This window comes from Leptolyngbya sp. FACHB-1624 (assembly GCF_047649235.1).
Classification (GTDB): Bacteria; Cyanobacteriota; Cyanobacteriia; order Leptolyngbyales; family Leptolyngbyaceae; genus Leptolyngbya; species Leptolyngbya boryana.
In genome coordinates this window covers 1317153-1343261 of record NZ_CP180258.1, presented here as the reverse complement: position 1 = coordinate 1343261, position 26109 = coordinate 1317153, and the positions used below count along the sequence as shown (strand labels likewise).

The 26109-nt window shown below is 45.8% G+C and carries 27 protein-coding genes; 16 read left to right on the top strand and 11 right to left on the bottom strand.

Annotated features, from left to right (window positions below; genetic code table 11):
* The first annotated feature begins 4 nt into the window (after window positions 1–4).
* From ACMUEV_RS06180 to ACMUEV_RS06160, 5 genes are all read left to right on the top strand, one after another.
* Window positions 5–619, top strand: coding sequence for a hypothetical protein (locus tag ACMUEV_RS06180; protein ID WP_017290018.1), 615 nt, complete (start codon window positions 5–7; stop codon window positions 617–619).
* A gap of 32 nt (window positions 620–651) precedes the next feature.
* Entirely contained in the window at window positions 652–2418 is a 1767-nt protein-coding gene (locus ACMUEV_RS06175; RefSeq protein ID WP_190653098.1) for a DUF885 domain-containing protein, read from the top strand.
* Window positions 2419–2519: 101 nt separating this feature from the next.
* Entirely contained in the window at window positions 2520–2990 is a 471-nt protein-coding gene (locus ACMUEV_RS06170) for a photosystem I reaction center protein subunit XI (RefSeq protein WP_017290020.1), read from the top strand.
* Window positions 2991–3224: 234 nt separating this feature from the next.
* Window positions 3225–5174, top strand: coding sequence for a hypothetical protein (locus ACMUEV_RS06165; protein WP_190653097.1), 1950 nt, complete (start codon window positions 3225–3227; stop codon window positions 5172–5174).
* Between the two features lie 170 nt (window positions 5175–5344).
* Window positions 5345–5473 carry a photosystem I reaction center subunit VIII gene (locus ACMUEV_RS06160; RefSeq protein ID WP_017290022.1) on the top strand — a complete coding sequence of 43 codons (129 nt, stop codon included), beginning with the start codon at window positions 5345–5347 and terminating at the stop codon, window positions 5471–5473.
* A gap of 75 nt (window positions 5474–5548) precedes the next feature.
* On the opposite strand, the gene ACMUEV_RS06155 is transcribed toward ACMUEV_RS06160, so the two are convergent.
* From ACMUEV_RS06155 to ACMUEV_RS06130, 6 genes are all read right to left on the bottom strand, one after another.
* On the bottom strand, window positions 5549–5668 hold the full coding sequence (locus ACMUEV_RS06155) for a photosystem II reaction center protein J (RefSeq protein ID WP_071596184.1): 120 nt from the start codon (window positions 5666–5668) through the stop codon (window positions 5549–5551).
* A 43-nt stretch (window positions 5669–5711) separates the two neighbouring features.
* Entirely contained in the window at window positions 5712–5831 is a 120-nt protein-coding gene (locus ACMUEV_RS06150) for a photosystem II reaction center protein L (protein WP_071596238.1), read from the bottom strand.
* A 20-nt stretch (window positions 5832–5851) separates the two neighbouring features.
* Complete coding sequence (psbF, locus tag ACMUEV_RS06145) at window positions 5852–5986, bottom strand: cytochrome b559 subunit beta (RefSeq protein ID WP_017290023.1); 135 nt, start codon at window positions 5984–5986, stop codon at window positions 5852–5854.
* Between the two features lie 27 nt (window positions 5987–6013).
* Entirely contained in the window at window positions 6014–6274 is a 261-nt protein-coding gene (gene psbE / locus ACMUEV_RS06140) for a cytochrome b559 subunit alpha (protein WP_017290024.1), read from the bottom strand.
* A 177-nt stretch (window positions 6275–6451) separates the two neighbouring features.
* On the bottom strand, window positions 6452–7495 hold the full coding sequence (locus ACMUEV_RS06135) for a photosynthesis system II assembly factor Ycf48 (protein WP_017290025.1): 1044 nt from the start codon (window positions 7493–7495) through the stop codon (window positions 6452–6454).
* Window positions 7482–7856, bottom strand: a complete 375-nt coding sequence (locus tag ACMUEV_RS06130) for a rubredoxin (RefSeq protein WP_017290026.1) — start codon at window positions 7854–7856, stop codon at window positions 7482–7484. The genes ACMUEV_RS06135 and ACMUEV_RS06130 overlap by 14 nt, the downstream gene beginning before the upstream one ends.
* A gap of 285 nt (window positions 7857–8141) precedes the next feature.
* Between ACMUEV_RS06130 and ndhC the strand changes: the two genes are divergently transcribed.
* From ndhC to ACMUEV_RS06085, 9 genes are all read left to right on the top strand, one after another.
* Complete coding sequence (ndhC, locus tag ACMUEV_RS06125; RefSeq protein WP_026148871.1) at window positions 8142–8504, top strand: photosynthetic/respiratory NAD(P)H-quinone oxidoreductase subunit C; 363 nt, start codon at window positions 8142–8144, stop codon at window positions 8502–8504.
* Window positions 8495–9223 (top strand): photosynthetic/respiratory NAD(P)H-quinone oxidoreductase subunit K, encoded by a 729-nt coding sequence (gene ndhK, locus ACMUEV_RS06120; protein WP_190653096.1) that lies wholly within the window; start codon window positions 8495–8497, stop codon window positions 9221–9223. The genes ndhC and ndhK overlap by 10 nt, the downstream gene beginning before the upstream one ends.
* Complete coding sequence (locus ACMUEV_RS06115) at window positions 9216–9722, top strand: NAD(P)H-quinone oxidoreductase subunit J (protein ID WP_190653095.1); 507 nt, start codon at window positions 9216–9218, stop codon at window positions 9720–9722. Before ndhK ends, ACMUEV_RS06115 begins: the two co-directional genes overlap by 8 nt.
* Window positions 9723–9851: 129 nt before the next feature.
* A complete protein-coding gene (locus tag ACMUEV_RS06110) occupies window positions 9852–10232 on the top strand; it encodes a DUF423 domain-containing protein (RefSeq protein ID WP_190653094.1) in 381 nt (126 codons plus the stop codon).
* 47 nt (window positions 10233–10279) lie between these two features.
* Window positions 10280–11050 (top strand): ergothioneine biosynthesis protein EgtC, encoded by a 771-nt coding sequence (gene egtC, locus ACMUEV_RS06105; RefSeq protein WP_190653093.1) that lies wholly within the window; start codon window positions 10280–10282, stop codon window positions 11048–11050.
* Window positions 11019–12203, top strand: coding sequence for an SUMF1/EgtB/PvdO family nonheme iron enzyme (locus ACMUEV_RS06100; RefSeq protein ID WP_242044744.1), 1185 nt, complete (start codon window positions 11019–11021; stop codon window positions 12201–12203). The genes egtC and ACMUEV_RS06100 overlap by 32 nt, the downstream gene beginning before the upstream one ends.
* Window positions 12204–12208: 5 nt before the next feature.
* Window positions 12209–13222: an L-histidine N(alpha)-methyltransferase gene (egtD, locus tag ACMUEV_RS06095; protein ID WP_190653092.1), complete on the top strand. Its 1014-nt coding sequence runs from the start codon at window positions 12209–12211 to the stop codon at window positions 13220–13222.
* A gap of 300 nt (window positions 13223–13522) precedes the next feature.
* Window positions 13523–14134 (top strand): hypothetical protein, encoded by a 612-nt coding sequence (locus ACMUEV_RS06090; protein ID WP_190653091.1) that lies wholly within the window; start codon window positions 13523–13525, stop codon window positions 14132–14134.
* Between the two features lie 39 nt (window positions 14135–14173).
* A complete protein-coding gene (locus ACMUEV_RS06085) occupies window positions 14174–15070 on the top strand; it encodes a carbohydrate ABC transporter permease (RefSeq protein ID WP_190653090.1) in 897 nt (298 codons plus the stop codon).
* Here ACMUEV_RS06085 and ACMUEV_RS06080 read toward each other — a convergent pair.
* The 3 genes from ACMUEV_RS06080 to ACMUEV_RS06070 all read right to left on the bottom strand — a co-directional run bounded on the left by ACMUEV_RS06080 (window position 15067) and on the right by ACMUEV_RS06070 (window position 18597).
* On the bottom strand, window positions 15067–16179 hold the full coding sequence (locus ACMUEV_RS06080; RefSeq protein ID WP_199329690.1) for a hypothetical protein: 1113 nt from the start codon (window positions 16177–16179) through the stop codon (window positions 15067–15069). The genes ACMUEV_RS06085 and ACMUEV_RS06080 overlap by 4 nt on opposite strands.
* Window positions 16180–16297: 118 nt before the next feature.
* A complete protein-coding gene (locus ACMUEV_RS06075; RefSeq protein ID WP_190653089.1) occupies window positions 16298–17077 on the bottom strand; it encodes an MFS transporter permease in 780 nt (259 codons plus the stop codon).
* A gap of 377 nt (window positions 17078–17454) precedes the next feature.
* Window positions 17455–18597, bottom strand: coding sequence for a diaminopimelate decarboxylase family protein (locus ACMUEV_RS06070; protein ID WP_190653088.1), 1143 nt, complete (start codon window positions 18595–18597; stop codon window positions 17455–17457).
* Window positions 18598–18706: 109 nt separating this feature from the next.
* Between ACMUEV_RS06070 and ACMUEV_RS06065 the strand changes: the two genes are divergently transcribed.
* Both ACMUEV_RS06065 and ACMUEV_RS06060 read left to right on the top strand, forming a co-directional pair.
* Complete coding sequence (locus ACMUEV_RS06065) at window positions 18707–19351, top strand: chitin deacetylase family protein (RefSeq protein WP_242044738.1); 645 nt, start codon at window positions 18707–18709, stop codon at window positions 19349–19351.
* Between the two features lie 186 nt (window positions 19352–19537).
* Window positions 19538–20434: a sigma-70 family RNA polymerase sigma factor gene (locus ACMUEV_RS06060; protein ID WP_017290040.1), complete on the top strand. Its 897-nt coding sequence runs from the start codon at window positions 19538–19540 to the stop codon at window positions 20432–20434.
* A gap of 302 nt (window positions 20435–20736) precedes the next feature.
* Here ACMUEV_RS06060 and ACMUEV_RS06055 read toward each other — a convergent pair whose 3' ends face one another.
* Together ACMUEV_RS06055 and ACMUEV_RS06050 are read right to left on the bottom strand one after the other, a co-directional pair.
* Entirely contained in the window at window positions 20737–24165 is a 3429-nt protein-coding gene (locus ACMUEV_RS06055; protein WP_190653086.1) for a hypothetical protein, read from the bottom strand.
* Window positions 24149–26107, bottom strand: a complete 1959-nt coding sequence (locus tag ACMUEV_RS06050; protein WP_190653085.1) for an SIR2 family protein — start codon at window positions 26105–26107, stop codon at window positions 24149–24151. Before ACMUEV_RS06050 ends, ACMUEV_RS06055 begins: the two co-directional genes overlap by 17 nt.
* Window positions 26108–26109: the final 2 nt, after the last annotated feature.

The window sequence follows — 26109 nt, the reverse complement described above, 5'->3', positions numbered from 1 at the left end:
CCTCATGAGAGAAGTACCATCTAGAATTCCACAGTACAAAGTCTCGATTTGGGAAACGGTCGCGATCGTACTCGGCGCGATCGCCACATTAGGAGTTGGTTTAACAGGGTTAGCGCTCAAGTTTTTGAGCAATGCGGCAACCCCCCAACGGGCAGAAGCGATCGCCAGCAATATTATGAGTTATTCACTGCCAGGAGCATCACAGGGCTTATTGGGCGTGAATCTTGCAGGGGCGAAAGTGGCATTGATCGCCAGTGAAGGAGATGAACCGGACATTCAGCTCTTAGTCGCACGGGTTCCCATCGAGCAAGAATCGGGACGCAAGCAAGTCGATCGCATTTTAGATAGCATTGCCCTGGGTGCGGATGAGGAAGAACTGAAGATTAAATCCGTGCGGGTGGAGAACAAAAATCTCTGTGGCACGTCTACCTCAGTTGTGATTCGCGAAGGGCAGTTGAAGTACCCCGATTCTCCTGAGCAAGCTACCGTGATTTATCGCGCTAGTGTGAATTTAGAAGATAGTCGGTATGTTGTGAATTTGCTGACGAATGGACAGGATCTCAAAACGGCAGCAGAAAAAGCCTCGACTGTATTTGATTCGCTTCAGTGTAAACAGTAGCGCGCTTAGATTTTAGAGGTTGATTTTAGATTGTGAAGATTATTCGTCGTGTCGTGCGAGTCTCACGTAAAACAGTGTTATGGTTGGCGATCGCGACTTTTGTCTTTGCGATCATGTCTCATTCGGTCGTTGATGCGATCGCATCTGCACAACCCGATTGGATCAAGCGTAGCAACGAGAATACAAATTTATTGACCGAAGCCGAATCAGCCAAACAATGTAGCGATTTAGCCCTGAGCAAATCCCTGCTGCAACTGGATTCAAACTATAGACAGTGCCGTGAGAAAGGCATCAATACTCTCCTTCAAAGGTTTCAGACGAAGCTCAAACAAGAACGCGATCCTGCCGTAAAACTCGATTTAGAAATTCTGATCCAGTCTGCAACTGAATCATTGAAATCAGATGAATTCCATCGCCAACTTCGCCTACCTTATGTCGATTTAGCTAAAGAGATTCACAATAGCTTAGATGATTTGAGCAGACCGGATCTCGTGAAACTATTGCAGCAATTGAATGGAGACGAAACGGGAAAACCAGCGATCGCGACTTTAGCCATTCAAAATCTGCGCGGATCTGTGTCTCGTCCCAATATTTTCTTTCCCTCTAAGTCGCAAATCGAGAAGGATTTATCGAATACATCCTTTCAACTCGAGCGAATTCAGAAACGCTTAGAGCAACAGAAAATCGATCAAGAAAGTTATACAAAGCTGAAAGCTCAAATCACAGAATATACAACTTTTGTCCGACAAGAAATTTTACCGAAATCAAGATTAGATTTTCGATTGTCACCGGAACTTTACGCACTGGAATTACAAGAACGAGGCGTTGAAATCTCGATCGATGAACTGCTCAAGCAAGCTCACACTGCATTTGAATCCATCCAACAAGAAATGGATGTCCTCGCGGCTCAAGTTGCGAAACAAAAAGGCTTACAAACCACAGGATATCGAGAAGTTATCCGCAGTTTGAAAAAAGAACAATTACCCGCAGACAAGATTCTGCCTCAATATGCACAACGCCAAAAAGATCTTGAAGCGATCATTCGACGAGAAAAGCTAGTCACATTGCCAAAACGAAATCTGACCATTCGCTTAACCAACGATCGAGAAAACACCAATTTCCCAGTTCCCCAATATTCCCCGCCCAAATCCTCGCAAAACACTGCGGGTGTGTTCATTGTTCCACTGCTAAAACCTGACAAACAGCCGCGAGCTTACGATGACTTTACCTATCCCGCCGTTGCCTGGACACTAACCGCACATGAAGGTAGACCCGGACACGATTTGCAATTCACGACGATTCAGGACAAAGGCACGTCAGAAGCGCGATCGCGCTTTGGTTACAATCCTGCAAATCATGAAGGATGGGCACTATATGCAGAAGCAATTACGTTGCCATTTATGCCGATCGAGGGGCAATTTATTTCGCTCCAGTTTCAGTTACTCCGAGCAGCACGAGCATTTCTGGAGCCAGAACTGCATCTCGGAAAAGCCTCGATCGACGAAGCCATGCGAATTCTGACTGAAGATGTTGGGTTCTCAAAGTTCTTTGCTCAGCAAGAAATTAATCGTTACACGGTGAAACTTCCGGGTCATGCGCCTTCTTATTTCTACGGCTATCAAAGGCTCATGCAACTTCGTCAAGAAGTCGAAAAACAGATGGGTCAGCAGTTTGATCAAACTGCTTTTCACGATTTTATTTTGGCTCAAGGTTTTATGCCGCAACAGTTACTCCGCCAAACCGTGTTAGAGCAATTTGTAGCCGCAAAAACCAAATCATTTCCTTCTTATCTCAGATAGTGAACTTTTCTGAAGCATTTGTCAGGATCAGCCCCCCGTCATACTTACAATGGTCTCGAATTCTTTTTGTTCTCTTCAGAATCATTAGGAAATATTAAGATATGGCTGACGAGCTTATTAAACCTTACAACGGCGATCCGTTCACAGGACATCTCTCGACCCCTATCAGTGATTCTGGCTTCACCCGCGCTTTCATCGGTAACCTCCCGGCTTACCGAAAAGGCTTATCGCCCCTGTTGCGCGGTCTTGAAATCGGAATGGCACATGGGTACTTTTTGGTCGGTCCTTGGACGCTCCTAGGTCCTCTGCGCGACTCTGATCATGCAGCAGTTGGCGGATTAATTTCTGCAATTGCATTGATTTTGATCGCAACGGCCTGCCTTTCAACTTATGGCTTAGCTACTTTCCAAGGAGATAATGACTCCGCAACAGATTCGCTGCAAACCTCTGAAGGTTGGAGCCAATTTGCAGGTGGATTCTTCGTCGGAGCAACCGGTGGCGCAGCCGTTGCTTTCTTGCTCCTATCGAACTTCCCGATCATCGATAAAATCTTCACGGGCGCATTTAACTAGAGTTTAACTAGATTTCTACCCGTACTGAAATATCTTGCCAATTTAGCTCGATCGCCTTTGTCGATCGAGCTTTTTTGTGCTGCCTTACCTACAGCCCTGAAAAGATAAGCGATTGCTCTTTCTCCCCACTCCCCACTCTCTCACTTAAAATCAATGCAATAAATTCGCCAAAATCCGCCAGACATGGTATACCCTGTTAACTGCAAATTCTGGTGAACGCCTCTTTACCGACCTATGCCTGACATGCAACCCTGGGAATTTTTAATTCAGCAAGATGGCGATCGCGCTTGGCTACCGCTCGACACCGCCGATGTCGAGATTCTCGAAGGTCGGTATCGCATCGCCGCAAAATCTCCACTCAAAAACACCTCGGTTTCAGTCCGAGTCCGCTACGATGCGATCGACGAAATTCCTCCCAAACGCCGGACTCAGACTCGCACTCAGCAGACCAATCAGAAAGGACTGATGGTAGTCATTCCCTACACAACCCTCCTTCCCGGTTTCTGGGAGTTTCAATGCACCTCTGAAACAGGAACCGTGCAGTCAATGCAGTTGAAAGTTTTATCGATCGCGGCTGATCTCGTCGAAGATTGGAACCCTGACTGGGAAGATGCAGAGCACGCCACGCTCGAATTTGTCGCCCCTGCTTTAGAATCCGACCTGTTAGAACCCAAAGAAACGTCTGCTGATTTACTTTCTATCGATGATATTCTGCAGGATGCCGAATCCGAATCCGGCACGATCGCAGACGAGATTTTACGAGAATATGGCTTAGTTTCAGAATCGCCTTATGAAGATTTCAGAGTGCCACAGAATCCGATGTTGCCGGATTCTGTTGTGGCGATCGCGCTCGTGCAAGACACCTTTATTGCTAATCGCGGCGAACCGTTAACGATCTCAGGGCAAATTACGTCTGAAGAATTGACCGAAATCGCTCATGCAGAACTGCGAATCTGTCTGCGTGATCCCCAAAGCTCGAAAATGCTTCTAGAAACCCGCGAAATGCTTCAAAACGAAGCTTTACCCTTTCAGTTGAAGTATCGCGTCACCTTGCCGATTGAACTCAAGACTCAGGTCATTTTGGGCGAGATCACCCTGCACGATCTCAGAGTGGAAGGTCATCCTGCGTTAGCAACCCAATCTTTTAGTTTGATGTCTGCTGTAGATGAGCTAGTCGATGCGATGCACGAAGCGAAGCGAAGCGATCGCAACATGGCAGAAGACATGCTCGATCTCCCGACGACTCGCCCCACTGCTGCACATCCCCCGCTCAATCTCACGTTTCTGAATTTCGTCACAACTGCCAAAGAATCTGAAGGCACAAACTTTACGGTCAAAGAATCTTCCAGTTTGCCGCCGCAACTGCGCCAACCCAATCCGTATGTCCGCCGCAAGCTCGACCTTCCTACTTTTGGCATTCAGCCTGATGTCGCGAACCCGGAATACACCGATGGAACTCAGCTAGAAATTCCGCTCTCTGGCGCATTTGTCCCACTTGAAGTCACACCAGACCCAATTCAAGAGCCAGAACCGATTCAAGAGCCAGAACCGCCTAAGGTAGAAGATCTCTATCTCGCGCCGCTCGAAGAATCTGCACCTGCCAGCGACCTCAAAGTTCAAGCAGACGATCGAGATTCTATCCCCGAAACTGCCACACTCAATCTTCAGCCTAGTTCTGATGAGGTCGTCAATGAGTTTGTGGTTGATGACGAGCCGATTTTACCTCTGAATGATCTGATTATCTCGCGTCGTAATCACTCGATCGCATCTGAACGTGCCCGTAATCCACTGCTGCTACCTGAAACGGAGCCTGTCCCCGATCCAATTGTTCTGATTGCTGAACCAGAACTCATCGGTGGAAAATCAACGACTGTCCGCCTCAAACTCCCAGACATGGTGCCGAAAATTTATGCCAAGCTCTGGGTGAGCGATCGCCAAAATCGCAGCTTAATCGAACCCTCACGCTGGATCATCGACTTCAAACCGGACGGACATGGCAATCTTGAAGCCACCACCGAAATCAAAGTCCCCTTTGAGTGTGTTGAAATTCAAATCGAAGCGATCGCCGTTGAAGTGATGACGAATCGAGAAAGCCACAAGGTTATTGTGACTCGCCAAGTTGTCCCGGAAGAACTGCCGGACTTATGGCTCGACGATCTCGATACGGACTCGATTTCCTTATAGCTCAGCCCAACTCTGACAAACCTAACCTGAAACCATTGAGCTTTTCCAAAAGCAGTTGCCCCTGTCAGAACGTCTTCTAATGTTAAGAATTCTAAGAGCAACGCGCTCAGCGTTACCCAAGGCATGTAAATTCACAAATGGAATCATCTAACGAATAGGAAACTTTTCTTATGACAGGTTCATATGCAGCTTCATATCTGCCTTGGATTCTCATTCCCGTTGTGACCTGGTTACTTCCCACGGTTGTCATGGGCTTGTTGTTCTTGTACATCGAACGTGAAGATCCAAGCGGCATCTAAGCCTCTTGGTTCCAAACGCATTAGCAAAACAAAGCCGCCTAGTACTAGGCGGCTTTTTCTTATCTTTGAATGAACTTACAGCGAAGAGCCAATGCTGGTATAAGAACCATAGAAAAACAAGCTCATTACACCGATCACGCCCAAGCCTGCAACAGTTGCTACAAGCCACAGGGGAATTCTTCCACCAGTCTGCACGGTCTTACCTCCTAACTAAAACAGCAATCTGAACAATCAAACACTAATTGAAGAAATAGCTAGAGAACAAAATTCCCAGCGTAAAAATCAACAAAAGCCCCAAATACAGAGAAGTCCGGTTAAGTTCAACGGGCTGCTTGTTAGGGTTGGGAGCGCCTTTAATTCCTGCCACGGTTCAAACTCCTATCGTTGAATAAATTGCATCGACGCGATCGCGCCAATGAAGAAGATTGCTGGCACAGCCAAAGTATGAACTGCCAACCAGCGGACTGTAAAAATCGGATATGAAATAGGTTCGTTCGGGGTGTTGCCTGTCATAATTTTCTCAACCTTTTTGACTCAAAACTACTTTCCAACTTGCGAAGCAAATTTATCCACTTGCTGTTTTGCAGCCGAGCGGTTGCTGACGATCGGAAGCTGCTCTTGACGTGCAGTTGGATAGTATTCGTTCGGGCGAGGCGTGCCAAACACGTCATACGCCAATCCCGTACTGACAAACAACCATCCCGCAATGAACAATGCCGGAATCGTGATGCTGTGAATAATCCAGTAGCGAATGCTAGTTACAATGTCGCCAAACGGGCGCTCACCAGTAGTACCTGCCATGTTTGCTCTCTCCAGAAGTCAACGAACAAAAGCCTTATCTGTATCATACGGGACGGGAGATGCCCTCACAAGTCGATCGTTAAAATTTGATCCCGTGTTTCTCATAATTGGGGAGATGGGGAGTGGGGGAGTTTATAAAATAGTCACCCTTCACTCCTTCCCCTATTCCCCTAATTTCTAAGCCACCGGCTCATATTTCAACAACGTGCCGCGTTGTCCCATAATGAAACCTGTCTTCGAGTCAAAGAACATAATCCTGTAGAGGTTCGCTGGAATGTTCTCAACATCGCGATCCTTTTGCCAAGATTTACCGCCATCGAAGCTAGCTAACAGGTTACCACTGCCACCGACGACCCAGAGTTCATTCGGTGTGCGATAGCCGAGATCCAATAAACCCCAACTGGTTGAGAATTCAGGATTCTGTGCTTCTGACCAGTCTTCAGGACTCGCTGAATTTGTGAATTGAATCTGCCCGCCTCTTGCCAACATCCACAGCCGACCATCTGGCGCAAATCCCATATTTTGTAATTTGCGTGAGCTATTCCGGTTGAAAGGCTGCCAAATGTCTTGACCGGGTTCCCAAGTTGAGAAGAAGTTTCCGGTCGAAGATACTGCAAGGTATTTTCCGTCGGGAGTGCGATCGATACTCCGCATCACCCCAAACGCTTCCTTCACCAAAGCTTTCCAGTTTTTACCGCCGTCCGTTGTGCGATACACTGCTCCAACGTCCGTGGTCATCTCAGCCGTATCTTTGCCCAATGCAACGATCTTCTCAGGAGAGCCAGGAAGCTTGCTGCTCAATGGCAGACGTGCCCAAGACTTACCGCCATCACCCGTATGCAGCAGAATCGAAGGCTGTCCAGCAATCCAACCATCATCTCCAGAAAAATTTACTGAAGTCAGACGATAGGACTGCTCACCTAAATTCAGAATCTTTTGCTTCCAGGATTTTCCGCCATTTGTAGTTTCGAGCAATGCCGTATTGGTGCCGACCATCCAGCCATGCTGCTTGTCACCGGTGAAGCTAATATCGAGCATATTTTCTTCGATCGGTAACGGAACCACCTGCCAGGGATTATTCACAACCGCTGGCAAAAACCCTTTACATCCAGTCGCCAGGAAGACAACTGCCAATAATATTACAAACTGTTTCCAGGCTCTCAAAATCCGATACATTGCACTTGATCTCAATAAATAAAAGGGTTCGTTACTGTAAGCCATAAAGACTTAAAAAGAAAATAAATCCAACAATCAGCGCACCGAAAATTAGCAGGTTTTTCTGCCCCGGTGTTAAGGTATTCACCCCAAACCCATATCCCAAATTTTGCTTAAATCCAGACGGAGCATTGAGCGGACCAATATTCTGAAAGCGTTTCTTAGGAGCGCCACAGACTGGGCATTTCCAGGTAATTGGCAATTCCTCAAATGCAACACCTGCAGCGATGCCTGAGCGATCGTCGCCTTTGGTCGGCTGATAGATATATCCACAAGCCGCACACTCATGTTGATCCATATCTTTTGGCTCAAGCGGTGCAGGCGTTTCGACGGCATTCTCTTGGGGTTCAACAGATTCGGTACTCATGGCAAACGTCAGGGAGTTACCCAAACCTTAAAATGTACGTTAATTATTATGACATTTTGCGATCATTCTGAACGTCGATCGAGGGATTGCGTATCACATATACTGATCTGGGAGTTGAATCTGATTCTGATAGATTTTTCTTGATGGCTTCGATTTAGAAGCGATCTCTGAAAGTTCTTGATTTAGTAAGTATTTCAGCGCACCATGAGAAATTGCAGCACACTATAATAATGAAAGTGTAAAGCGCGAAGTCCATTTTTGTAGAACGAGAGGCGGCGAATACCTGTGTATGTCCTAAGTGGTTATGAATATCTTTTAGGCTTTTTGCTGATTTGCAGCTTAGTTCCGGTTCTGGCTCTTCTGGCTTCTAAGCTAGTTCGCCCTAGCCGTCGAGGTCCTGAACGCCGTACGACGTACGAATCCGGAATGGAGCCAATGGGCGGAGCCTGGATTCAGTTTAATATCCGTTATTACATGTTCGCCTTGGTCTTTGTGATCTTCGACGTGGAAACGGTGTTTTTGTATCCCTGGGCGGTCGCTTTCAATCGTTTAGGCTTGTTAGCGTTTATTGAAGCCCTAATTTTCATTGCAATTCTAGTTGTTGGACTCGTCTACGCTTGGCGCAAAGGAGCATTGGAATGGTCATGAATCCAGAAGCGGCTTCGCTCAATGGCGGGTCGATTATTAATCCGATCGAGCGTCCTAGTGTGACGCAAGAATTGTCGGAAAATGTCATTTTGACGACGGTAGACGATTTGTATAACTGGGCAAGACTTTCGAGTTTGTGGCCTTTGTTGTTTGGAACCGCTTGCTGCTTTATCGAATTTGCAGCTTTGATTGGTTCAAGATTTGACTTCGATCGCTTTGGATTGGTTCCGCGATCGACCCCTCGCCAAGCAGATTTGATTATTACGGCTGGCACGATCACGATGAAAATGGCTCCGGCGTTGGTTCGTCTTTATGAACAAATGCCTGAACCAAAGTATGTGATTGCAATGGGAGCTTGCACAATCACGGGTGGAATGTTCAGCGTAGACTCACCGACCGCAGTGCGAGGCGTTGACAAACTGATTCCGGTGGATATTTATTTACCGGGTTGTCCTCCTCGTCCTGAAGCGATCGTGGATGCGATCATCAAATTGCGCAAAAAAGTTTCTAACGAATCGATTCAAGAGCGTGCCCAGTTGCGTCAAACTCATCGCTACTACAGCACGACTCACAGCATGATCCCGACTGAAGTGATTCACGATGGAAAATATCTCCAAGCTGAAAGCCGGATTGCGCCGCCGCGTGAATTGGCTGAAGCAATGGGTCTAGAAGTCCCGGCAGTCTTGCAAGAAGCAAAGGAGGGTGTCGATCGTGGCTGAAGAACAACAATCAACGATCGTTGAAGCGGGTAAAACCTCAAAGTGGCTGACTGAAAACGGGTTTGATCATGAGTTCATTGGCTTGGATGCAAGCGGTGTGGAACTGATCAAAGTTGAGCCTGAATTGCTGATTCCTTTTGCAACAGCACTTCAGGCGTATGGGTTTAACTGCCTTCAGTGCCAAGGCGCTTATGATGTCGGTCCTGGGGATCAGTTGGTAAGTTTTTACCATCTGATTAAGGTCAGCGACAATGTGGTCAAACCGGATGAAGTTCGGTTGAAAGTCTTTTTGCCGCGTGAAGATCCGAGAGTGCCTTCGGTGTTCTGGATTTGGAAAGGAGCAGATTGGCAAGAACGTGAATCCTACGATATGTACGGAATTGTTTACGAAGGACATCCGAATCTGAAGCGATTGCTGATGCCGGAAGATTGGGTCGGCTATCCGTTGCGCAAAGATTACATTGCTCACGATTTCTACGAACTGCAAGACGCTTACTAAGCTTCTCAAATTCGATTTCAAAAGCTCTCTTGAATACTCAGGAGAGCTTTTATGTTTCAGAAGTCTTCTACACAGATCAGGTTTTCACTCTCTGAAAACTCCTTCAAAATCCATTGCAGTGAAGTATTTATGATCCGATTTTTTTTAGCGTCAGGAGCGATTCTGGCAGGCTTGTCAGTGGCTTTCGGTGCTTTTGCAACTCATGCTTTACGAGCCAAATTAGACGATCGAGCTTTAAGCATTTTTGAAACTGGGGCGCGCTATCAGATGTATCACGCGATCGCATTAATCCTCGTCGCCCTATTCATGAGCCGCGCTGAACTTGGAGCGCCTCTACTCACTACTTCAGGCATTGCATTTATCAGCGGTATTGTTCTCTTTTCTGGCAGTCTTTATGCACTCTCTTTATCTGGTGTGAAAATTTTGGGAGCCGTTGCGCCTTTGGGAGGAGCAGGCTTTTTAATTGGATGGGCGTGTCTCGCGATCGCGGCTTTTCAGTGGAAACCATAATTGAAAGGTTTGTGTCACCATGAGAAAGTTCGATCGATGAGTTTCATATGTGTCGATTACTTGGCTATTTCGGACAGCCTGTCTTGCTGGATCGCTTGATTTCTCAGCCTGATCATTCTCTCGTTGTCCAAAGCTATCAGCCCAAAGAAATGACCGCAGGATTGTTGAATGCGGATGGATTTGGAGTCGGTTGGTATCATGCGACGCGCAAAGCAGAGCCTTTTACTTACCGAAATACGCTACCCATTTGGAATGACTTGAATTTGCAGAGTTTGAGTCGATATGTCGAATCAGGCTGTGTCCTTGCCAATGTTCGGAGTGCGACCGCAGGATTAGCGACCGATTTGAGTAATTGCCAACCCTTTCAACATGCATCGCTTCTAGGCATTCACAACGGATTCATCAAAGACTTTCGGCAGACTCTATATCGTCCGATGCGCGATCGCTTAAGTGATCTGGCGTATCAATTCATTCAGGGATTGACGGATTCAGAGCATATCTTTGCAACTGTGATTGATGAACTAGAAACCAGCGCAAATCTCACCGAAGCACTGCATCACACTCTAAAAGTATTGATGGAATTAGGTGAAGCACATCAAACTCCGTTTTCTGCCAATCTGATTTTGAGTGATGGCAATCAACTTGTAGCATCTCGATATGCTCAAGGTGTGCCAACTCCAACGCTCTATTACCTGCAAGACTCTGGATCAGTTCTGGTTGTTTCTGAACCGATGTTTGATGGAAACTGGAAAGCATTGCCCGATCGCTGTTTGTTGACTGTTCATCATGACCTCAAGCTTGATATCACTCCAATCTGAAATTCGTTCTGACATGCAGCAGTGTCGATCGCGAACCTTAGAGCGAATTCGATCAATTGATTACGACACGTTCTGCACCCAGGCACATGCTGATTTCAGCCCGATCGGATGGCATGTGGGACATATTGCTTATACGGAAGCACTTTGGATTTTGCAGCGTTTAGCAGGGTATCCGCCTTTGATGCCGGAATATCATCGCTTATTTGCTCAAGATGGATTGCCAAAATCTCAACGGGTGAAATTACCAGAGATTGCGACTGTTTTAGAGTATTTGGAAATTGTGCGATCGCAAGTATTTGAGTATTTAGCGATCGTGCCCCTCGAACAGCAAGAACGACTGTGGAAATGGTTGATCCAACATGAATGTCAACATGCAGAGACAATTGCGATCATACTGGCGTTAATTGAGAATTCCTCGCTACGATTTGGGCAGATTCAGCCCCCTAAATCCCCCATGTATGGGGGATTTCAAGCCGGATGCTCTAGTTTCAAAGTTCCCCAGAATGGGGGATTTAGGGGGCATTCCCAAGCGAGTCATACCTCAGAGAAATTCAACAACATGATCCTGATTCCAGCAGGAAATTTTATCCAGGGCAGTCATGAGATCGAAGCCCAAGACAATGAGCGTCCAGCACATTCAGTCTATTTAGATGACTATTGGATCGATCGCCATCCTGTCACCTATGGAGAATATCGAGCGTTCATTGAAGCGGGCGGATATCAGCAGCCCGAATATTGGACAGCAGAAGGGTGGGACTGGGTGAAATCCAACGAAATCACGCAGCCGCTTTACTCTGGTAAAGCAGATCAGCCTGTTTGTGGCGTAAGTTGGTACGAAGCAGATGCCTATGCGCGATTCGTCGGCAAGCGTTTGCCCAGCGAGGCGGAATGGGAAAAAGCAGCCAGATCTCAAAATATGCTAGGTGAAGTTTGGCAATGGACATCAACTTGGTTTTCGGGCTATGCCAACTTTGAGAGCTATCCTTACCCAGGCTATTCCCAGCAGTACTTTGATGGAAAACATCGAGTCTTAAAAGGAGGAAGTTGGGCAACTTTCCCTTGGGCGATGCGCAATTCCTTCCGAAACTGGTATTATCCCCAAGTTCGCGAAATTTTCGCTGGATTTCGCTGTGTTGTGGTGAAAGGAGCTTAGTTCGGATGTCTGCGTCTTATACGTCTCAATTGTCTGATCGGATTCATCTTGCTTATCTCGTCGATCGCTCAACCCCGTCTGAAGATGAATTACATCCGGGGAGTGATGTGGTTCGCGGACTCAGCCAGACTCCGAAAACACTACCACCTCGATATTTTTATGACGATCGCGGTTCTCTGCTGTTTGAACAAATTACTGAACTCCCCGAATATTATTTAACCCGCACCGAAACTGAGATTCTGAATACTTGTGCGCCCGAAATCGTTGACATTACAGGTGCGTGTGAGTTGATCGAATTAGGCAGCGGAAATTCAACCAAGACGAGAATTTTGCTTGATGCTTATCGATCTGCGGGACATCCTTTAATTTATTGTCCGATCGATATTAGTGCAGGAATTTTAGAAAGCAGTGCCCAAAGTCTTTTAATCGATTATCCAGACCTAGAAGTGTATGGATTAGTTGGAACTTATGAACTGGCATTGAAAAAGCTCCCTCATGCTCAACTGCCGACGAGACTGATCGGATTTATTGGCAGCACGCTTGGTAATTTGAGTCCTGCCGAATGTGATCTCTTTCTCAGCCAAATCACGGCGGCTTTAAATCCTAAAGAATATTTTCTGTTAGGAATTGATCTACACAAATCCAGCGCTCAATTAGAAGCGGCATATAACGATCGACAAGGCATCACTGCCGAATTCAACTTAAATATGTTGCGCCATTTGAATCAGCGATTTCAAGGAGATTTTGATCTCACACAGTTTGCACATGTGGCAATTTATAATGAGCGCGATCGCCAAATTGAAATGCATTTACAGAGTTTGCGTGCTCAAACAGTTCATCTGCAATCGTTAAATTTAACGGTAGAATTTCGCGAGGGTGAAACGATTTTAAGTGAAATCTCACGCAAATTCGATTTAGAAGAAATGAAAGAATTACTCTCTGCAAAAAACCTTGATTGTGTGCAAGTTTGGACTGATCCGAATCAGTGGTTTGCCGTTCTCCTCTGCCAACGGGCATAACTTCAAAAAGTAGAGTTTTTTCAATGAAAGGGCACTCTAGTCTCCAGCGAAAATGATGAAAATTCAATCAACCTAATCATTAAATTTGTTAGGAAATGCAACTTTTTATCGAGATCTGGATAAACTGATATAGACAAATTGGAGATTCTGTCCTTGAATAGGTAGAGGAATTACTGAATGAGGTGGCAAAGTCACCCATTAATTCATCCAAAAATCCTGGATTGAGTCACAATACGCAGAATACTGTTTAGGAGATCGCACCGGAGCATCGCAATCCAGTATGAGAAAGGTGAAGGGGAGATGAGTGAAACGACATCATTTTTAGGAGGAGCGGCACTCGCAGGTCTTGCGGCTGTCGTTTTGTTGAAAGGAGGCGTGAGTACAAACTCACCCACACTTGCCCCAACTCAACCCCTTCCCAATTACGGCTATCCAGGTGTTGCGCCAGGTGCGCCCGTTGGTGTAGCTCCAACTGCGCCGCCCGCTCCTGTGGATACTGAAAAGCAGCGAATTGAAACTGAGCAATTAAAGGCTTTGGTCGAGCAGCAACGAGTTCAGACTGAGCAACTGAAGACTCAACTTCAAAGCCAGCAAGCCCTGATCGATACGATGAATGCTCAAAGCAAGTCGAACTTGACTTTGCAAAAGCCTGGAGCTGCGAATCCAAATTTGTCGATCGAAGAGAACCCCGTGTTCTCGAATTTACTTTGGATGCTCGGGGGCGTGATTCTCGCATTTGGAGGCGGAATTGCTTTAGTGGGGATGTTCGTTTTATTTGCGAAACAGCAACGTCCGTCTCGAACGATCGAAGTGATTCACGATGAATATCCGGGATATTTGAATCGTCGCCGGACGCAAGTTTTACCAGCTCGACGGGCGATTAGACGAGTTGAAGCAGAAGAAATCGATTAGAGGTAAAGTGTGAGTTGGCTTTTCGCAAACTCATACCCGATGAATAAGATATTTCTCGAAAGCTGGTATCCGATTCAGAGGCGACTCACGCCTTATTTGTTTCTGTTGCCCGCTTTGATTGTGTTGGGGCTAACGGTTTTTTATCCAGCACTGCAAGCGTTTTATCTCAGTTTTACCCGGTACGATCTGATTGCGCCGCCGGAGTGGATCGGGTGGGAAAATTTTAAGCGGTTGAGTGGCGATCGAGTGTTTTGGCAAACGCTCCGCAATACGATTTTGTATTTGGTGTGTGTCGTTCCAGTTTTGGCGATCGCACCTTTAGCTTTAGCGATTTTAGTCAATCAGAAACTCAAAGGGATTCGCTGGTTTCGGGTGGCTTACTACACTCCGGTGATTATTTCGATGGTCGTCGCTGGAATCGCCTGGAAATGGCTCTATGCGGACAATGGCTTATTGAATCAATTTCTGCGATCGCTGGGACTTTCTGGAGTTCCCTGGTTAACTGATCCGAATTTGGCGCTTTTTAGCGTCATGGCAGTCACCATCTGGAAGGGCTTGGGCTACTACATGGTGATCTATTTGGCAGGATTGCAGTCGATTCCAGAAGAACTTTATGAAGCGGGAGCGATCGACGGTTCAGACGGGATTCGGAAGCATTGGGATATCACTGTGCCATTGATGCAGCCTTACTTGCTCTTAGTTGCAGTGATCAGTGCGATTTCTGCAACTAAGGTGTTTGAAGAGATTTTTATCATGACCAAAGGAGGGCCGCTGAATAGCTCTAAGACGATCGTGTATTACGTTTATGATCAAGCCTTTGGGGAATTGCAGATTAGTTATGCTTGCACGATCGGACTCGTCATGTTTTTGATCATTTTAGTGTTGTCGATCGTGCGGCTTGCAGTACAGCGATTGACCGAAACAGAAAATTTCTAGCCAAAGCTGTCCGCTCCATAAACGCTGCTACTCGACGTATCCGTCATCAAGAAGAAATCGCCTCCAGAATCGCTTCCCAAATCGCTGCTCTGGCTGGTGGCAATTCCATGATTGAGAACTTGGAGCAATCGTTGAGGCATCAATGAGTCGAGTTCGACTAGATTGCCTGCTTCTAGCCATTGCACTTCTTGAGGTGCTAAAGATTGGCGTGCCTCACTAGAGAGGGTTTGAGAGGGAGAAGATTGGATGACTCGGAATCGTTTGCCTTTCAGTACTTGATAAGGTGAAAGTCCTAAATCAAAAATTTGAATCGGTCGATCCCCAAACCAATTCGGATCAGTTCGCAGTTGATGGACTAAGTTCACGCCTTTGGCATCAGCATTGTGAATGGCATACACTTTTAGCTCCGGATTGCGTTTGAGCATTTCCATCACAGTTGAGAAAATATCTTGTGGATAGCCATCAATACTCAGAACAGCACAGTTGTTTTCAAAGTGGAAATTGTTTGCAATGAGAAATTGAGCAATCTCATCGCGATCGCAAATCATGGCACGATCGAAACTATAAGCACTGACATCGGGACTAATCGATCTCGGTTGAGCTGACTGTGCAAGAGGCGGTAAAAGCAACGTCGTATCGCCGTTAATCGTTTGCCAGCGACGCAGCCATTCTCGAACTTGAGGCAGCGTAATCAGTTCGGAGCGGGGGTTTCTTCTTTCTTGAAAGCTTTTCCAGGCTCCAGATAGTAGGGAAGCTGAAACGAATATTCCAATGATAGTAATCACCGGATTTGCGAGGAACAACAAGATAGAAATAACAATAACAATGAAACTGAAAATGAGTAAAACAATGGGATGAAAGCTAGTCAGTTTGTTTAATCGTCGATCGAGTAAGTATTGAAGCTGTCTAGGGGTGAAATGGATCGTTCCGTTATTTGAGATATCTTGTAGTGCTTTTTGGAAGAAGGCATCGGTAAACTTTAAGCGGGGATTACTTTCGGCACTTGGCTCGAAGACGAATGGATGATTGCATTTTTTGCAGCGACCGGAGTTTCTTGTGCGATCGCGCAGATCATTATCGGTATTACATTGTATGCATTTCATGCCCATAGCTATTGCTCCTAGTATCGATCGCGCTTTGTTGTTAGCGGCTTGTGTTTCCTGAATTGCCCAAATTTAGGGGATTTGGAATGATTGAAATACTTTGATTTGATGAAATCATCTGAAGCTAACCAAAACTATCTGCATAATAGGTAGAACTATTGCTCCAATCATTTTCTTCAAACTCAACTAGAGTATCAGAATTGTTTGGCTCGAAACTTTTTGCAATTCCTTGGGTGACAACTCGAATAATGCGGCGAGGTGAGAAAGATTCAAGTTCGACGTAATATCCTCGATCGAGCCATTCCAATTCTGCTTTTGATAAAGATTGGCGAACTGATTCCGGAAGTAATTCTGCTTCTTGAACAAAGACAGCCGATTGATTGACAATCATTTGTCGTTTTCCGATCGCTTGTCGAGGTAAAATCCCTAATTCAAAATATCGTAGGGTCTGATTTTCAAACCATTCAGAACTGGTCTTTAAGGTATGAATTAAACTGATTCCTTGCGGTGTTGCGTCATGTAAAACATAAACTGTTAAATCTGAATTTCTTCTCAACATTTGCATCACTGTGTCAAAAATTGCAGCAGGATAACCATTTAGGCTGAGAATCGCACAGCTATTTTCAAAGTGGACATTATTTGCAATTAAAAGTTGTGCGATCGTAGCGCGATCGCAAATAATCACTCGATCAAAGCTATACGCACTCACCTCGTCGCTGATTGTTGCTGCTGCTGCTGTAAGCTGAGGTGGATCTAAAAGCTTATCGATCGAATTGCCCACAAATTTCCAGCGTTCAATCCAGCCATGCAATTCTGCCTCCGTTACTGAAAATTGCTTCTGTCTTCTATTTCCAAACAATAAATCAGCAGCATATATCAAAGGTGAAGCAAATAGACTGAACACAAAAGATAAAACCAGAATTGCAATAAGATTATCAGAAAATGGAAGCTCACGAATTTCAGAACTTGTAAAACTAATAACACTTAAAATTATAAAAATTACTCCAAATGTATTGATTGAAGTCGGAATTTTATCTTCTGCGTCAGTGATTTTATAACGAGCTAATCTACGATTTATTGCATATAAAAACTGTTTCTCTGTAAAGAAAAGAATATCACCACTAGAGATTGAAGAAATTGTCTCCTTAAAATACTGATCTGTCATTTTCGAGCCTTCCATATGCCCAGGCTCAAATGCAAATTGATGTTGACACTTTCTACAGAAGCCTTGATTTTTTGTGCGATCGCTTAACCAATTATTTGTTCCACATTCAATACATTTCATCTCTGTCCCCCTAGCAAAACCGAATAATCTTCTCGATCGCGAATCAATCGATGTATCTGATTCTCAAGCAGAACTTCCGCAGGTCTAAACCGATGTAAGAAATGCGAGGACATTGCATAACCGTATGCTCCAGTGTCCAAAATTGCAACACAATCGCCAACGCTAAGTTCAGGTAATTGGCAACCCTTTCCTAAATAGTCCCGCGAATACGTTGTATTTCCACAAACATCCGTTAAGTAATACGCTCCCTCCTTCCAACTCACAATCTCGCGATAGCCACCATGCACAGCTAAAACTGCTAAATTCGCGATCGAGGTATCCACGCCAACAATCTGCTTTTCTCCCTGCCATTTCACTGAAACGACTCGTGCGAGAAGACAACCTGATTCAGCGATCGCGGCCCTCCCCGGTTCAATAATCAAGTCCACATCACTCAATTTCTCACTTAGCACTGTGCCAAATTCTTGCCAATCAAATCGCGCACCATCTTTGCGATAGGGATATCCAAATCCTCCGCCAAAATCTAGCACTCGCCAATCCGGAAGCTGCTTCGCTGTCGTAATCACAGTATCAATTACTTGTGTAAATGCCTCAGTCGCATTCGTCCCTGTGCCGCGATAGAAATGCAGTCCAGTAATCGGAAATTTAGAAACTGCGATCGCATCTCGAAACTCATCAGGATGCACCCCAATTCGACTTTCTCCCGTAATTTCAGGTAAATTCAAGCGGAGTCCTAGCTCGATCGGAACTTGCGCAATCTCGCAACAGTGCTGAACCTGCGAAACACTATCGAGATTAATCCGCCTTACTCCCCAGTCAAAAATCTGCTCAAAATCCTCACGGCTCAAGTTACTGCCGCTATACACAATCTGATGCGGCGCAAATCCAGCATGAAGCCCTAAATACACATCTCCAGGCGTATTCGCATGTAGCCCCCAACCCGCTTTCAGAAATCGCTTGAGGAGCGCAAGATTTCCATTCGTGACACTGGCAAAATGAAACTTCGTTTTTGGATAAGGAATTGCTTGGGTAATTTCAGCGATCGTCGTTTCTAATCGCTCTGCCTGATAAACATATAACGGCGAACCATAAGTTTCTAATAATTCCTGCGCCAATGCGTTTGAGAATGGAATCGCCATTATCATTGCCTTCAATTGATGCGATCGACATTCTAACGGAGCGAATATGTTCTACTCTCAAATCTTTTTAATCTCTTTGGAGTTGCTTTTAGGGTTGATAGTCGTACTCTTGTTTCAACCTCGTTGGCTGTTGAGAATCATTGAGAAGTTGTCTCCAGGAGTGACCTACTTTTTTAAAACCCAGGAACGAATCGTAGCTTTATCGATCGATGATGGACTCGATCCAGCAACCACTCCGAAAATCCTCAGCGTGCTAGAAAAGTATCAAGTTCATGCCACATTTTTCTTGATTAGTAGCAGAGTCGAACCTAATCCAGAGTTGATGACTGAACTACTCGATCGAGGACATGAAGTTGGCAATCATCTCACCCAAGACGAACCGAGCGTTTTGCTGTCAGAAATAGAGTTTGAAGCAGCAGTCATCGAAGCTGAGAATATTCTGTCCAAGTATACACGCCCGAAGTGGCTTCGCCCGGGTGGAGGTTGGTACAAGAAATCTACGATCGACATCGCTCAGAAGCATGGATATCGGGTAGTTTTAGGTGATATCTTTCCCTACGACACGCATATCCCTTCATCCTGGTTTGCAAGCTTGTTTATTCTCTGCAAGATTCGTCCTGGGTCGATCATCATTTTGCACGATACCGGAATGTGGGGAAAAAGAACTGCTACGACTCTAGAAAAGATTTTACCGATGCTCGATCGTCAAGGCTATCGAGTTGTCCCACTTTCAGAACTCGCGCATTCTCCCTGAAAGTGCTGAGCCAAGCTTGTTTGTATTGATGCTAGATGAATCTGCTGGAAGTAAAAAGGCAAGACTGATTCACCTCAGTGTCAGCGTCCGTAGAAAATAGAATATCTGAGTAATCTCTATCACTTCTCCTCACAACTTCCTCACAGTCTTATTCAAGAATGCAGTTAGATTGAAAGAGGAGGTTATATGAGCCACGATTTAGTGCGCGACTACTTAAAAACAATTGGCAAGGTGCCTCTGCTCAGTCGATCAGAAGAACAACAATTCGCCCAACAAATTCAGGTCATGCAGTCTTTGTCGGAGATTCCTGAAGACCAGCGGACTCATGAACAAAGGGAACTCATCCGAGTTGGCAATCGAGCAAAGCAAGCAATGATTAAGGCAAACCTACGATTGGTTGTGAGTATTGCAAAGCACTACACCTATCGCGGACTCGATATGATGGATTTGGTTCAAGAAGGCAGTCTGGGACTGACCCGAGCAACCGAGAAGTTTGATCCGACGCGAGGATATAAGTTTTCAACTTATGCTTACTGGTGGATTCGCCAAACAATTAGCCGAGCAATCGCAACTCAATCGCGATCTATTTGTCTGCCGACCTCGGTGATCGAACGCTTGAACTGCCTAAAAAAGACTTATCGATCGCTGAGCCAGACTTTAAAGCGGCAACCAACTCAGCAAGAAATAGCAGATGCGATGGACATAGACAGAAAAGCCTTCGAGGAACTGCTCGCTTACTCTCATCATGTTGCTTCGCTCGATCAACTGGTTGGATTTGAGGAAGATACATCGTTAGGGGATTTACTAGCCGATGATGTCGCTCCGCTCGAAGAGCAAGTCGAGGAGAGAATTTTTAATCAACAGCTCAAAGATTTGCTCTATTGTTTAACGCCTCGCGAGCGAGCAGTGATTCAGACTCGATATGGATTAGAAGATGGCAATCCCTTGAATCGTGCTGCTACTGCACGAAAATTAGGAGGACTCAGCCGGGAACGGGTACGCCAACTCGAAACCTCTGGACTGCGAAAACTCAAAGCCGCTTTAGCTCGGCATAATCCTCTCAAGAAAGCACGAGCAAGCTAACCTAATCAAGCCGCCTTTTAAGTTCAGAAGGCGGCTTGAGCATTTGCGCTTCAGATAACAGGTGCTCCTAGTACAACTAACCAAACAAGCAAGACTAAAATTAGCAGGATAATATTGCTCCAAACATGCACCTGCTCATGCGAGAGATGGAAAAATCGATGAAGCATACGTCACCTCCATTAGCACGGCTCACCTATGAACATCACCAGATTGGCACTTCAGTCCTCCCAGAATCAATTAGAACACAGTGAAGATGTTCTACCTTGAAGGTAACTGAAGCTTGTGAGGATTTCGTGAGTTTTTTACAACGGACAGGTTTGTTCGTAAGGAATGTCAGTACCCATAAACTGTTTCCATTCTTCGATCGTTAAATTTCGCAGCACTTTTTGGCAAACTTGATCTGCTAAATCTTGGGTATTGGTCATCCAGAGCCGAACCGAAGCATCATAACTGCCAGAGGCTAAGGTTTTACCATCTGCGTTAAACGCAACTGAAATCACGCTTTGCTCGTGCCCTTCGAGCAAAATAGGTTCTTCATCTAACTGTGGAGTTTTCCAATCTAAACGACTCAAATTCCATAGGCGGATACTGCGATCGTAACTACTTGACGCAAGCGTTTTACCATCTGGACTAAATGCGACCGAACTCACCCAACTACTATGTCCTTCTAAAATCAGGTAGTTAAATACCTGATCAGGCTGAGGGTGTAAATTCCATAGTCGAACTGTCCAGTCATTACTGGCAGAGGCAAGTAATCCATCTCGATTAAATGCAACAGACCAAACTCGACCTTGATGATCTGCTAAGACAACTGGTTCAGCCTCAAACTGCTCCATGTTCCAGACTCGAATTGTGCGATCGTTACTTCCCGACGCAAGCTGTTGTCCATCCTCACTGAAGGCAACCGATGTCACATGGTCTTGATGTCCAACCAAAACTTGTGCAGTCGGATTTGGCTTCTCTAAGTCCCACACTCGGACTGTGCAATCAACACTTCCCGAGGCTAGTAGCGGTTTGCAGGGATGAAAGGCAACTGATGTCACTTGATCGTCATGACCTGCCAAAATCCGAGGTGGATTTTCTGGTTGGTGGAGTGTCCAAATTCGGATCTGACGATCGGCACTCCCTGCTGCTAGAAATTGCCCGTCTGAACTAAAAGCAACAGAGGTCACGCGCTGCCAATCTTCTTCAGGTGTCCCTTGGAAGCAGTAAAATTCTTCAGCCGTGTGATGTAGAGCATCGAGTTTCCACACTCGGACTGTTTTATCAAATCCGCCTGACGCAAGAAAAGTTCCATCCCGACTAAAAGCAACCGTGACGACCTGCTGATCGTGCCCTTTCGGAATCTGTGCAACGGCGACTGGATCGCTTAAATCCCAAAGTCGAATCGTATTATCACCACTGGTTGAAATTAACCTTCGGCTGTCAGGACTGAAGACGAGTGAAAGAATATCGAAGTAATGCCCTCTGAGAATTTCTGGCTCAGTTTCGGGTTGCCGCAGATCCCAAAGGCGGATCGTTTGATCATCACTTGCAGAAGCAAGAATCGGACGATTTGGGTCAAACGCGATCGCTCGAATTCTTTCCTTATGCCCACTAAACTGTTCAATCGGCAAAGGATCAGGCTGACTGACATCCCACAGCCAAATCACTTCATCGTCACCACAGGAGGCAAGAAGTTGCCCGTCTGGGCTAAAAGCAACCGATCGCACTTGATCTTGATGTCGATCGAGATTAACAAAAGTTGCAGGATGAGTTTGCAGGTTCCAAAGTTTGATCAGCCTATCCTCGCCGCCTGAAGCCAATGTTGTTTCATCCCGAAAGACAAGCGATCTCACTGTCCCATTGTGCGTGCCCAAGATGATCGGTTTCGCGTAAGGGTGCTTGACCTTCCAAAGTCGAATTGTGTTGTCTTCACTGCCTGAAGCAAGAAGTTCTCCATCCGGACTGAGGGCGAGGCAAGTCACTGCTTGATCGTGGTGTCCAAGTTTGCCCTGATAGACAATCTCGTTCGCAGACAAGTTCCAAAGCCGAATCGTATGGTCTTGACTACCCGACACAAGCAAACGGTGATCAGCACTGAGTGCGAGCGCATAAACATCCCCCTTATGCTTGTGGGCAACCTTAGGCGTTTGACCGGGCAGCGTCCATAAGTAAAGTTCACCGCCTGCTCCACCAACAACGAACCTTTGAGCATTCAGAATTGCGATCGACCATATCGCTTGATTGCACTGCAAAACATTGCTGAAATAGGGAGTGCTCAAAATTTTCCAGAGTGCGTGAGTCACTGAACTGAGCATTTGTAAGTGCTCCCGTGCTTCAAAACAATAGGCTTGACGTGCGAGTAAAGCCGCAAGAGCATCTTGGTTGCGTTTATGCTGACGCAGAGCTTGAATGGGCAACGTTTGTTTGAGGACTTTAGCTCTTTCTTGACGTACTGCGTCAATTTCCCAGTCTTTCAGCCAGTTTTGAATCGGTTTGATTAAGCGATCGTGAAAGATTTCATACCGAGGCTGCTCATCAGAAGCGCGAGTTGAGCGGACAATACGCTGATCATCAAGCTGTTTTAACAGCGATTGCAGCTTAGCTTGATCTAACTCAGTGGATTGTTCTAGCTCTAACACTGGATAAGCAATTTTCGTGCCATAAGGGGTGACTAAATGTTGAAAGATCACAGATGCAGCATATTGCTCATCTAGACTCAGAACATCCATTTTGCTATTGAGATATTGCTCAACGATTTTATCTGCTCCTTTGAGTTCCCTTAACGTCTTCAGGCGAAGACACTGAGAATGTTCTGCAAGCTCTTTTTCCCAAAGCACCGTCATGACCATCTGGAGATAAGGAGCTTCAATTTCTTTACTTTGCTGTGCCTTCAGTTTCTCGCGACCTCCAACTCCGTCGCCTTTCGGTAGGATTTGGCTGACTTCATTTAAGACGACTTCTACAAGATCATCTTCGATTTGAAATTGGGCTGCTTCAGGAACCTGGTGATTATAAGCTTCCCGGATCGGTTTGACGATCGCATCCGTCGCTGATTTGCGATTGAGATGATTAATCCGTAGCTCATTCTCAAATAGTTCTGGTATCTTGCCTTTGAAGCGATCTAGCTTGGCAAGTGAGTCTGCTCGAATCGAAATGAGAAAATTTACCCGTAAGTTGGCACGATTAACTGCCCGTGGAAACTCACTCAAAAATGTTCCCAAGCCTACCTCATTAGGATGGTAGAAGAAATACTCTTCAAACTGATCCAGAATGATAAACAAGTCCCCGCATCCGGGTTGTTGATCAAATCCTTCTGTCCAAGCTTGCAAGGTATCCACAAAGGATAGATGCGGATCTGGAGGCTTCAGTTTTGGGAGCAGCTTTTTGATATCTTTGGCAATCTGCTGCTTTAGGGCATGCAGTGGATCATCTTCTTGCCAAGAGAGATAGAGATCGCTATGAGCTTGCTTGGCAGGAGGGGGATCAGGTGGGAAAACAACAATGATAGATTTTGGATGCTTGTATTTTTTCAAATTCTGCAAGGCAGCCTGACGGAAATATCGAGCGACTCCGGCGCGAAGGACTGAGCTTTTTCCGACTCCGCTCTCTCCATATAAGATGGTGAGACGGCGAAGTTCTAGATTGTCAAGAATACTATCGCGATCGCTTTCTCGTCCAAAAAAGAAGCGGCTATCGGCTTCAGAGTAGGGAACCAGTCCTCGATAAGGCTTAATGGTGTTGAGCATACTTCTTCGTCTCCCTGGCAATCCCTTTTTGTAGTTCGGTCAAACAAGTTTGTAAGTCGCTCTCAATGGGAGTAATATTGCGTTTTTCCCAAAGCTTCTGATCGATATTTCCAGGTTCGGATTGATGGATAAACCAGGAATGTCCTTGGAGATGTCCCTGTTCCCAGATCGGATGGAGAAGCTGTAAATCGTAATCATTTGGACTATATCCCATGAACAGAATGCTGCTGTTTTTGAGGATTTTGAGTAAGCGATTGGGTATTTTTTGATCAAAGCTCCCTGTACTGAGATAGTGCAGGTGATGATCCTCAGTGATCACAAAGTCTTCATCTATCGAGCCATAGAGCTTGAGAATGATTGGATATTCTCCTAAAGGTAGTTCTTCCCGATATTCACGGTGCTCGATGACTTCTGATACCTGCTGTCGATAGCGCCGATGTTTGAATTTACCGCGATCGTCACCTTCGGAGTCATAAAACACAACATCGAAAGGTTGCCCGGCGAGAAGAAAGGCATCTTCTAAAAGCGTGTCATAATTTGTCGTTGCAATCAGTTGATAAGGAAGCTCACCACTCGATTGAGCGAACTGCTGCGGTAAAGTCGCAAAAAAGTGGTGAATTGCATTCGGCTTTGCTTGTCTCGAAAATCGCCGAATTGCACCATAAAGGGCATCCGAACTCCTGGTTAGTTTGAAGTACTGCGAGATAAAGCGCAAGTTCATCTTCGCGATCGCTAATCGTTGTTCGATAGCAAGCGGGCAGTCCCACGTTGCATGATCACCTTGAAGAGGGCAGTGGGCTGGACGATTCATCGGATCAACGTGGCAAAACAAGCAAGGCACGCCGAGCAAGGATCTGAGTAAATCTTGCTCTGGGTTGTCTCGATTCAGCCGCAGCAATCGCTTGAGTTCTTCACCTAACAAGGGCGCAAGCTCAATCTCACTGAGCGGAATATCTCCGAGTTCGCTTTGAGCGATCGACAGTCCTTCATGTAAAATGCGATCGCACAGCTGCGCTAATTGGTCGCTGGACATGGGAGTACGATTGTATAAGTTAATGCCTGATCCCAAGAAAGGCACAATACTCCCTGTGCTAAAAGCTGAGATGATTTCTGCAAAACGATCGTCAAAAGATTCGTTTTTAGCTCTCGTTTTGACAATCGTTGAGCGGGGATTACCGGGATCAATCGGGCGATCGAGTAAGAAATGCTTTGTAAACGCTGCAGCAACGGCTGCTGCATAAGGTTGCCATTCTTTATCTTTACTCTCATCTGCCCAGTCACAAATCGCTTTGATGACTAAGTGGCGAATGTGCTGAAAATTCTGCTGGACAGCCTTGCTCAACCCATATCCTTCCATCTCGATCGCGATAATTTTGCGATGCTCTTCAACTAATTTATTCCGGGCGATCGCGTCTGCAATGACTTTTTCTCCAGATGCAATCACACCGCGATGAATTTTAGGTCGAGTCTTGGCTTGATCGGGTCTAGGTTCTGGAATTGAAGCTTTCCATGCCGCCAGATTTTGTACTCGATTCCACAGAGTAACATCGGTATCAATCATGTAAGGCTCTAATTGTTGACCTTGAGGCGTGACTTTGCTTCGCTCATAGTAGTAAATGCTGCTGCTAATCACTAAATCACCAAGGTTTTGCTCTTTTGGATCGACTCCAGCAGCAATTCCGACTAACACAATAGCGCCCGGACTCCAGTGACGAATCAAGTCTGCAGTTGAACTCACGGCATCAGCAGTTGCCATATTCGCTAATTGGGTAACAACGATTTCGTAGAATTCGCCATCTTTGAGTTTGAGCTGTTTTTGCCAGTAGGTTCGCGATTCTTTTCTGACTCGATGGCGATCGCTCATGCCAAATGCGTGACAGACTGCCATCCGTTCTAGTTCGAGCGCAGTCACGATCGCAAAATCAATACAATGTTCTTTCATGA

Excerpts from the sequence above, each read along its gene's own strand:
- ACMUEV_RS06180 (WP_017290018.1), top strand. The coding sequence starts at position 5 with ATGAGAGAAGTACCATCTAGAATTCCACAGTACAAAGTCTCGATTTGG.
- ACMUEV_RS06170 (WP_017290020.1), top strand. The coding sequence starts at position 2,520 with ATGGCTGACGAGCTTATTAAACCTTACAACGGCGATCCGTTCACAGGA.
- ACMUEV_RS06165 (WP_190653097.1), top strand. The coding sequence starts at position 3,225 with ATGCCTGACATGCAACCCTGGGAATTTTTAATTCAGCAAGATGGCGAT.
- ACMUEV_RS06160 (WP_017290022.1), top strand. The coding sequence starts at position 5,345 with ATGACAGGTTCATATGCAGCTTCATATCTGCCTTGGATTCTCATTCCC.
- psbF (WP_017290023.1), bottom strand. The coding sequence starts at position 5,986 with ATGACAGGCAACACCCCGAACGAACCTATTTCATATCCGATTTTTACA.
- psbE (WP_017290024.1), bottom strand. The coding sequence starts at position 6,274 with ATGGCAGGTACTACTGGTGAGCGCCCGTTTGGCGACATTGTAACTAGC.
- ACMUEV_RS06135 (WP_017290025.1), bottom strand. The coding sequence starts at position 7,495 with ATGGCTTACAGTAACGAACCCTTTTATTTATTGAGATCAAGTGCAATG.
- ACMUEV_RS06130 (WP_017290026.1), bottom strand. The coding sequence starts at position 7,856 with ATGAGTACCGAATCTGTTGAACCCCAAGAGAATGCCGTCGAAACGCCT.
- ndhK (WP_190653096.1), top strand. The coding sequence starts at position 8,495 with ATGGTCATGAATCCAGAAGCGGCTTCGCTCAATGGCGGGTCGATTATT.
- ACMUEV_RS06110 (WP_190653094.1), top strand. The coding sequence starts at position 9,852 with ATGATCCGATTTTTTTTAGCGTCAGGAGCGATTCTGGCAGGCTTGTCA.
- egtC (WP_190653093.1), top strand. The coding sequence starts at position 10,280 with ATGTGTCGATTACTTGGCTATTTCGGACAGCCTGTCTTGCTGGATCGC.
- ACMUEV_RS06100 (WP_242044744.1), top strand. The coding sequence starts at position 11,019 with ATGACCTCAAGCTTGATATCACTCCAATCTGAAATTCGTTCTGACATG.
- egtD (WP_190653092.1), top strand. The coding sequence starts at position 12,209 with ATGTCTGCGTCTTATACGTCTCAATTGTCTGATCGGATTCATCTTGCT.
- ACMUEV_RS06090 (WP_190653091.1), top strand. The coding sequence starts at position 13,523 with ATGAGTGAAACGACATCATTTTTAGGAGGAGCGGCACTCGCAGGTCTT.
- ACMUEV_RS06085 (WP_190653090.1), top strand. The coding sequence starts at position 14,174 with ATGAATAAGATATTTCTCGAAAGCTGGTATCCGATTCAGAGGCGACTC.
- ACMUEV_RS06080 (WP_199329690.1), bottom strand. The coding sequence starts at position 16,179 with ATGGGCATGAAATGCATACAATGTAATACCGATAATGATCTGCGCGAT.
- ACMUEV_RS06070 (WP_190653088.1), bottom strand. The coding sequence starts at position 18,597 with ATGGCGATTCCATTCTCAAACGCATTGGCGCAGGAATTATTAGAAACT.
- ACMUEV_RS06060 (WP_017290040.1), top strand. The coding sequence starts at position 19,538 with ATGAGCCACGATTTAGTGCGCGACTACTTAAAAACAATTGGCAAGGTG.
- ACMUEV_RS06055 (WP_190653086.1), bottom strand. The coding sequence starts at position 24,165 with ATGCTCAACACCATTAAGCCTTATCGAGGACTGGTTCCCTACTCTGAA.
- ACMUEV_RS06050 (WP_190653085.1), bottom strand. The coding sequence starts at position 26,107 with ATGAAAGAACATTGTATTGATTTTGCGATCGTGACTGCGCTCGAACTA.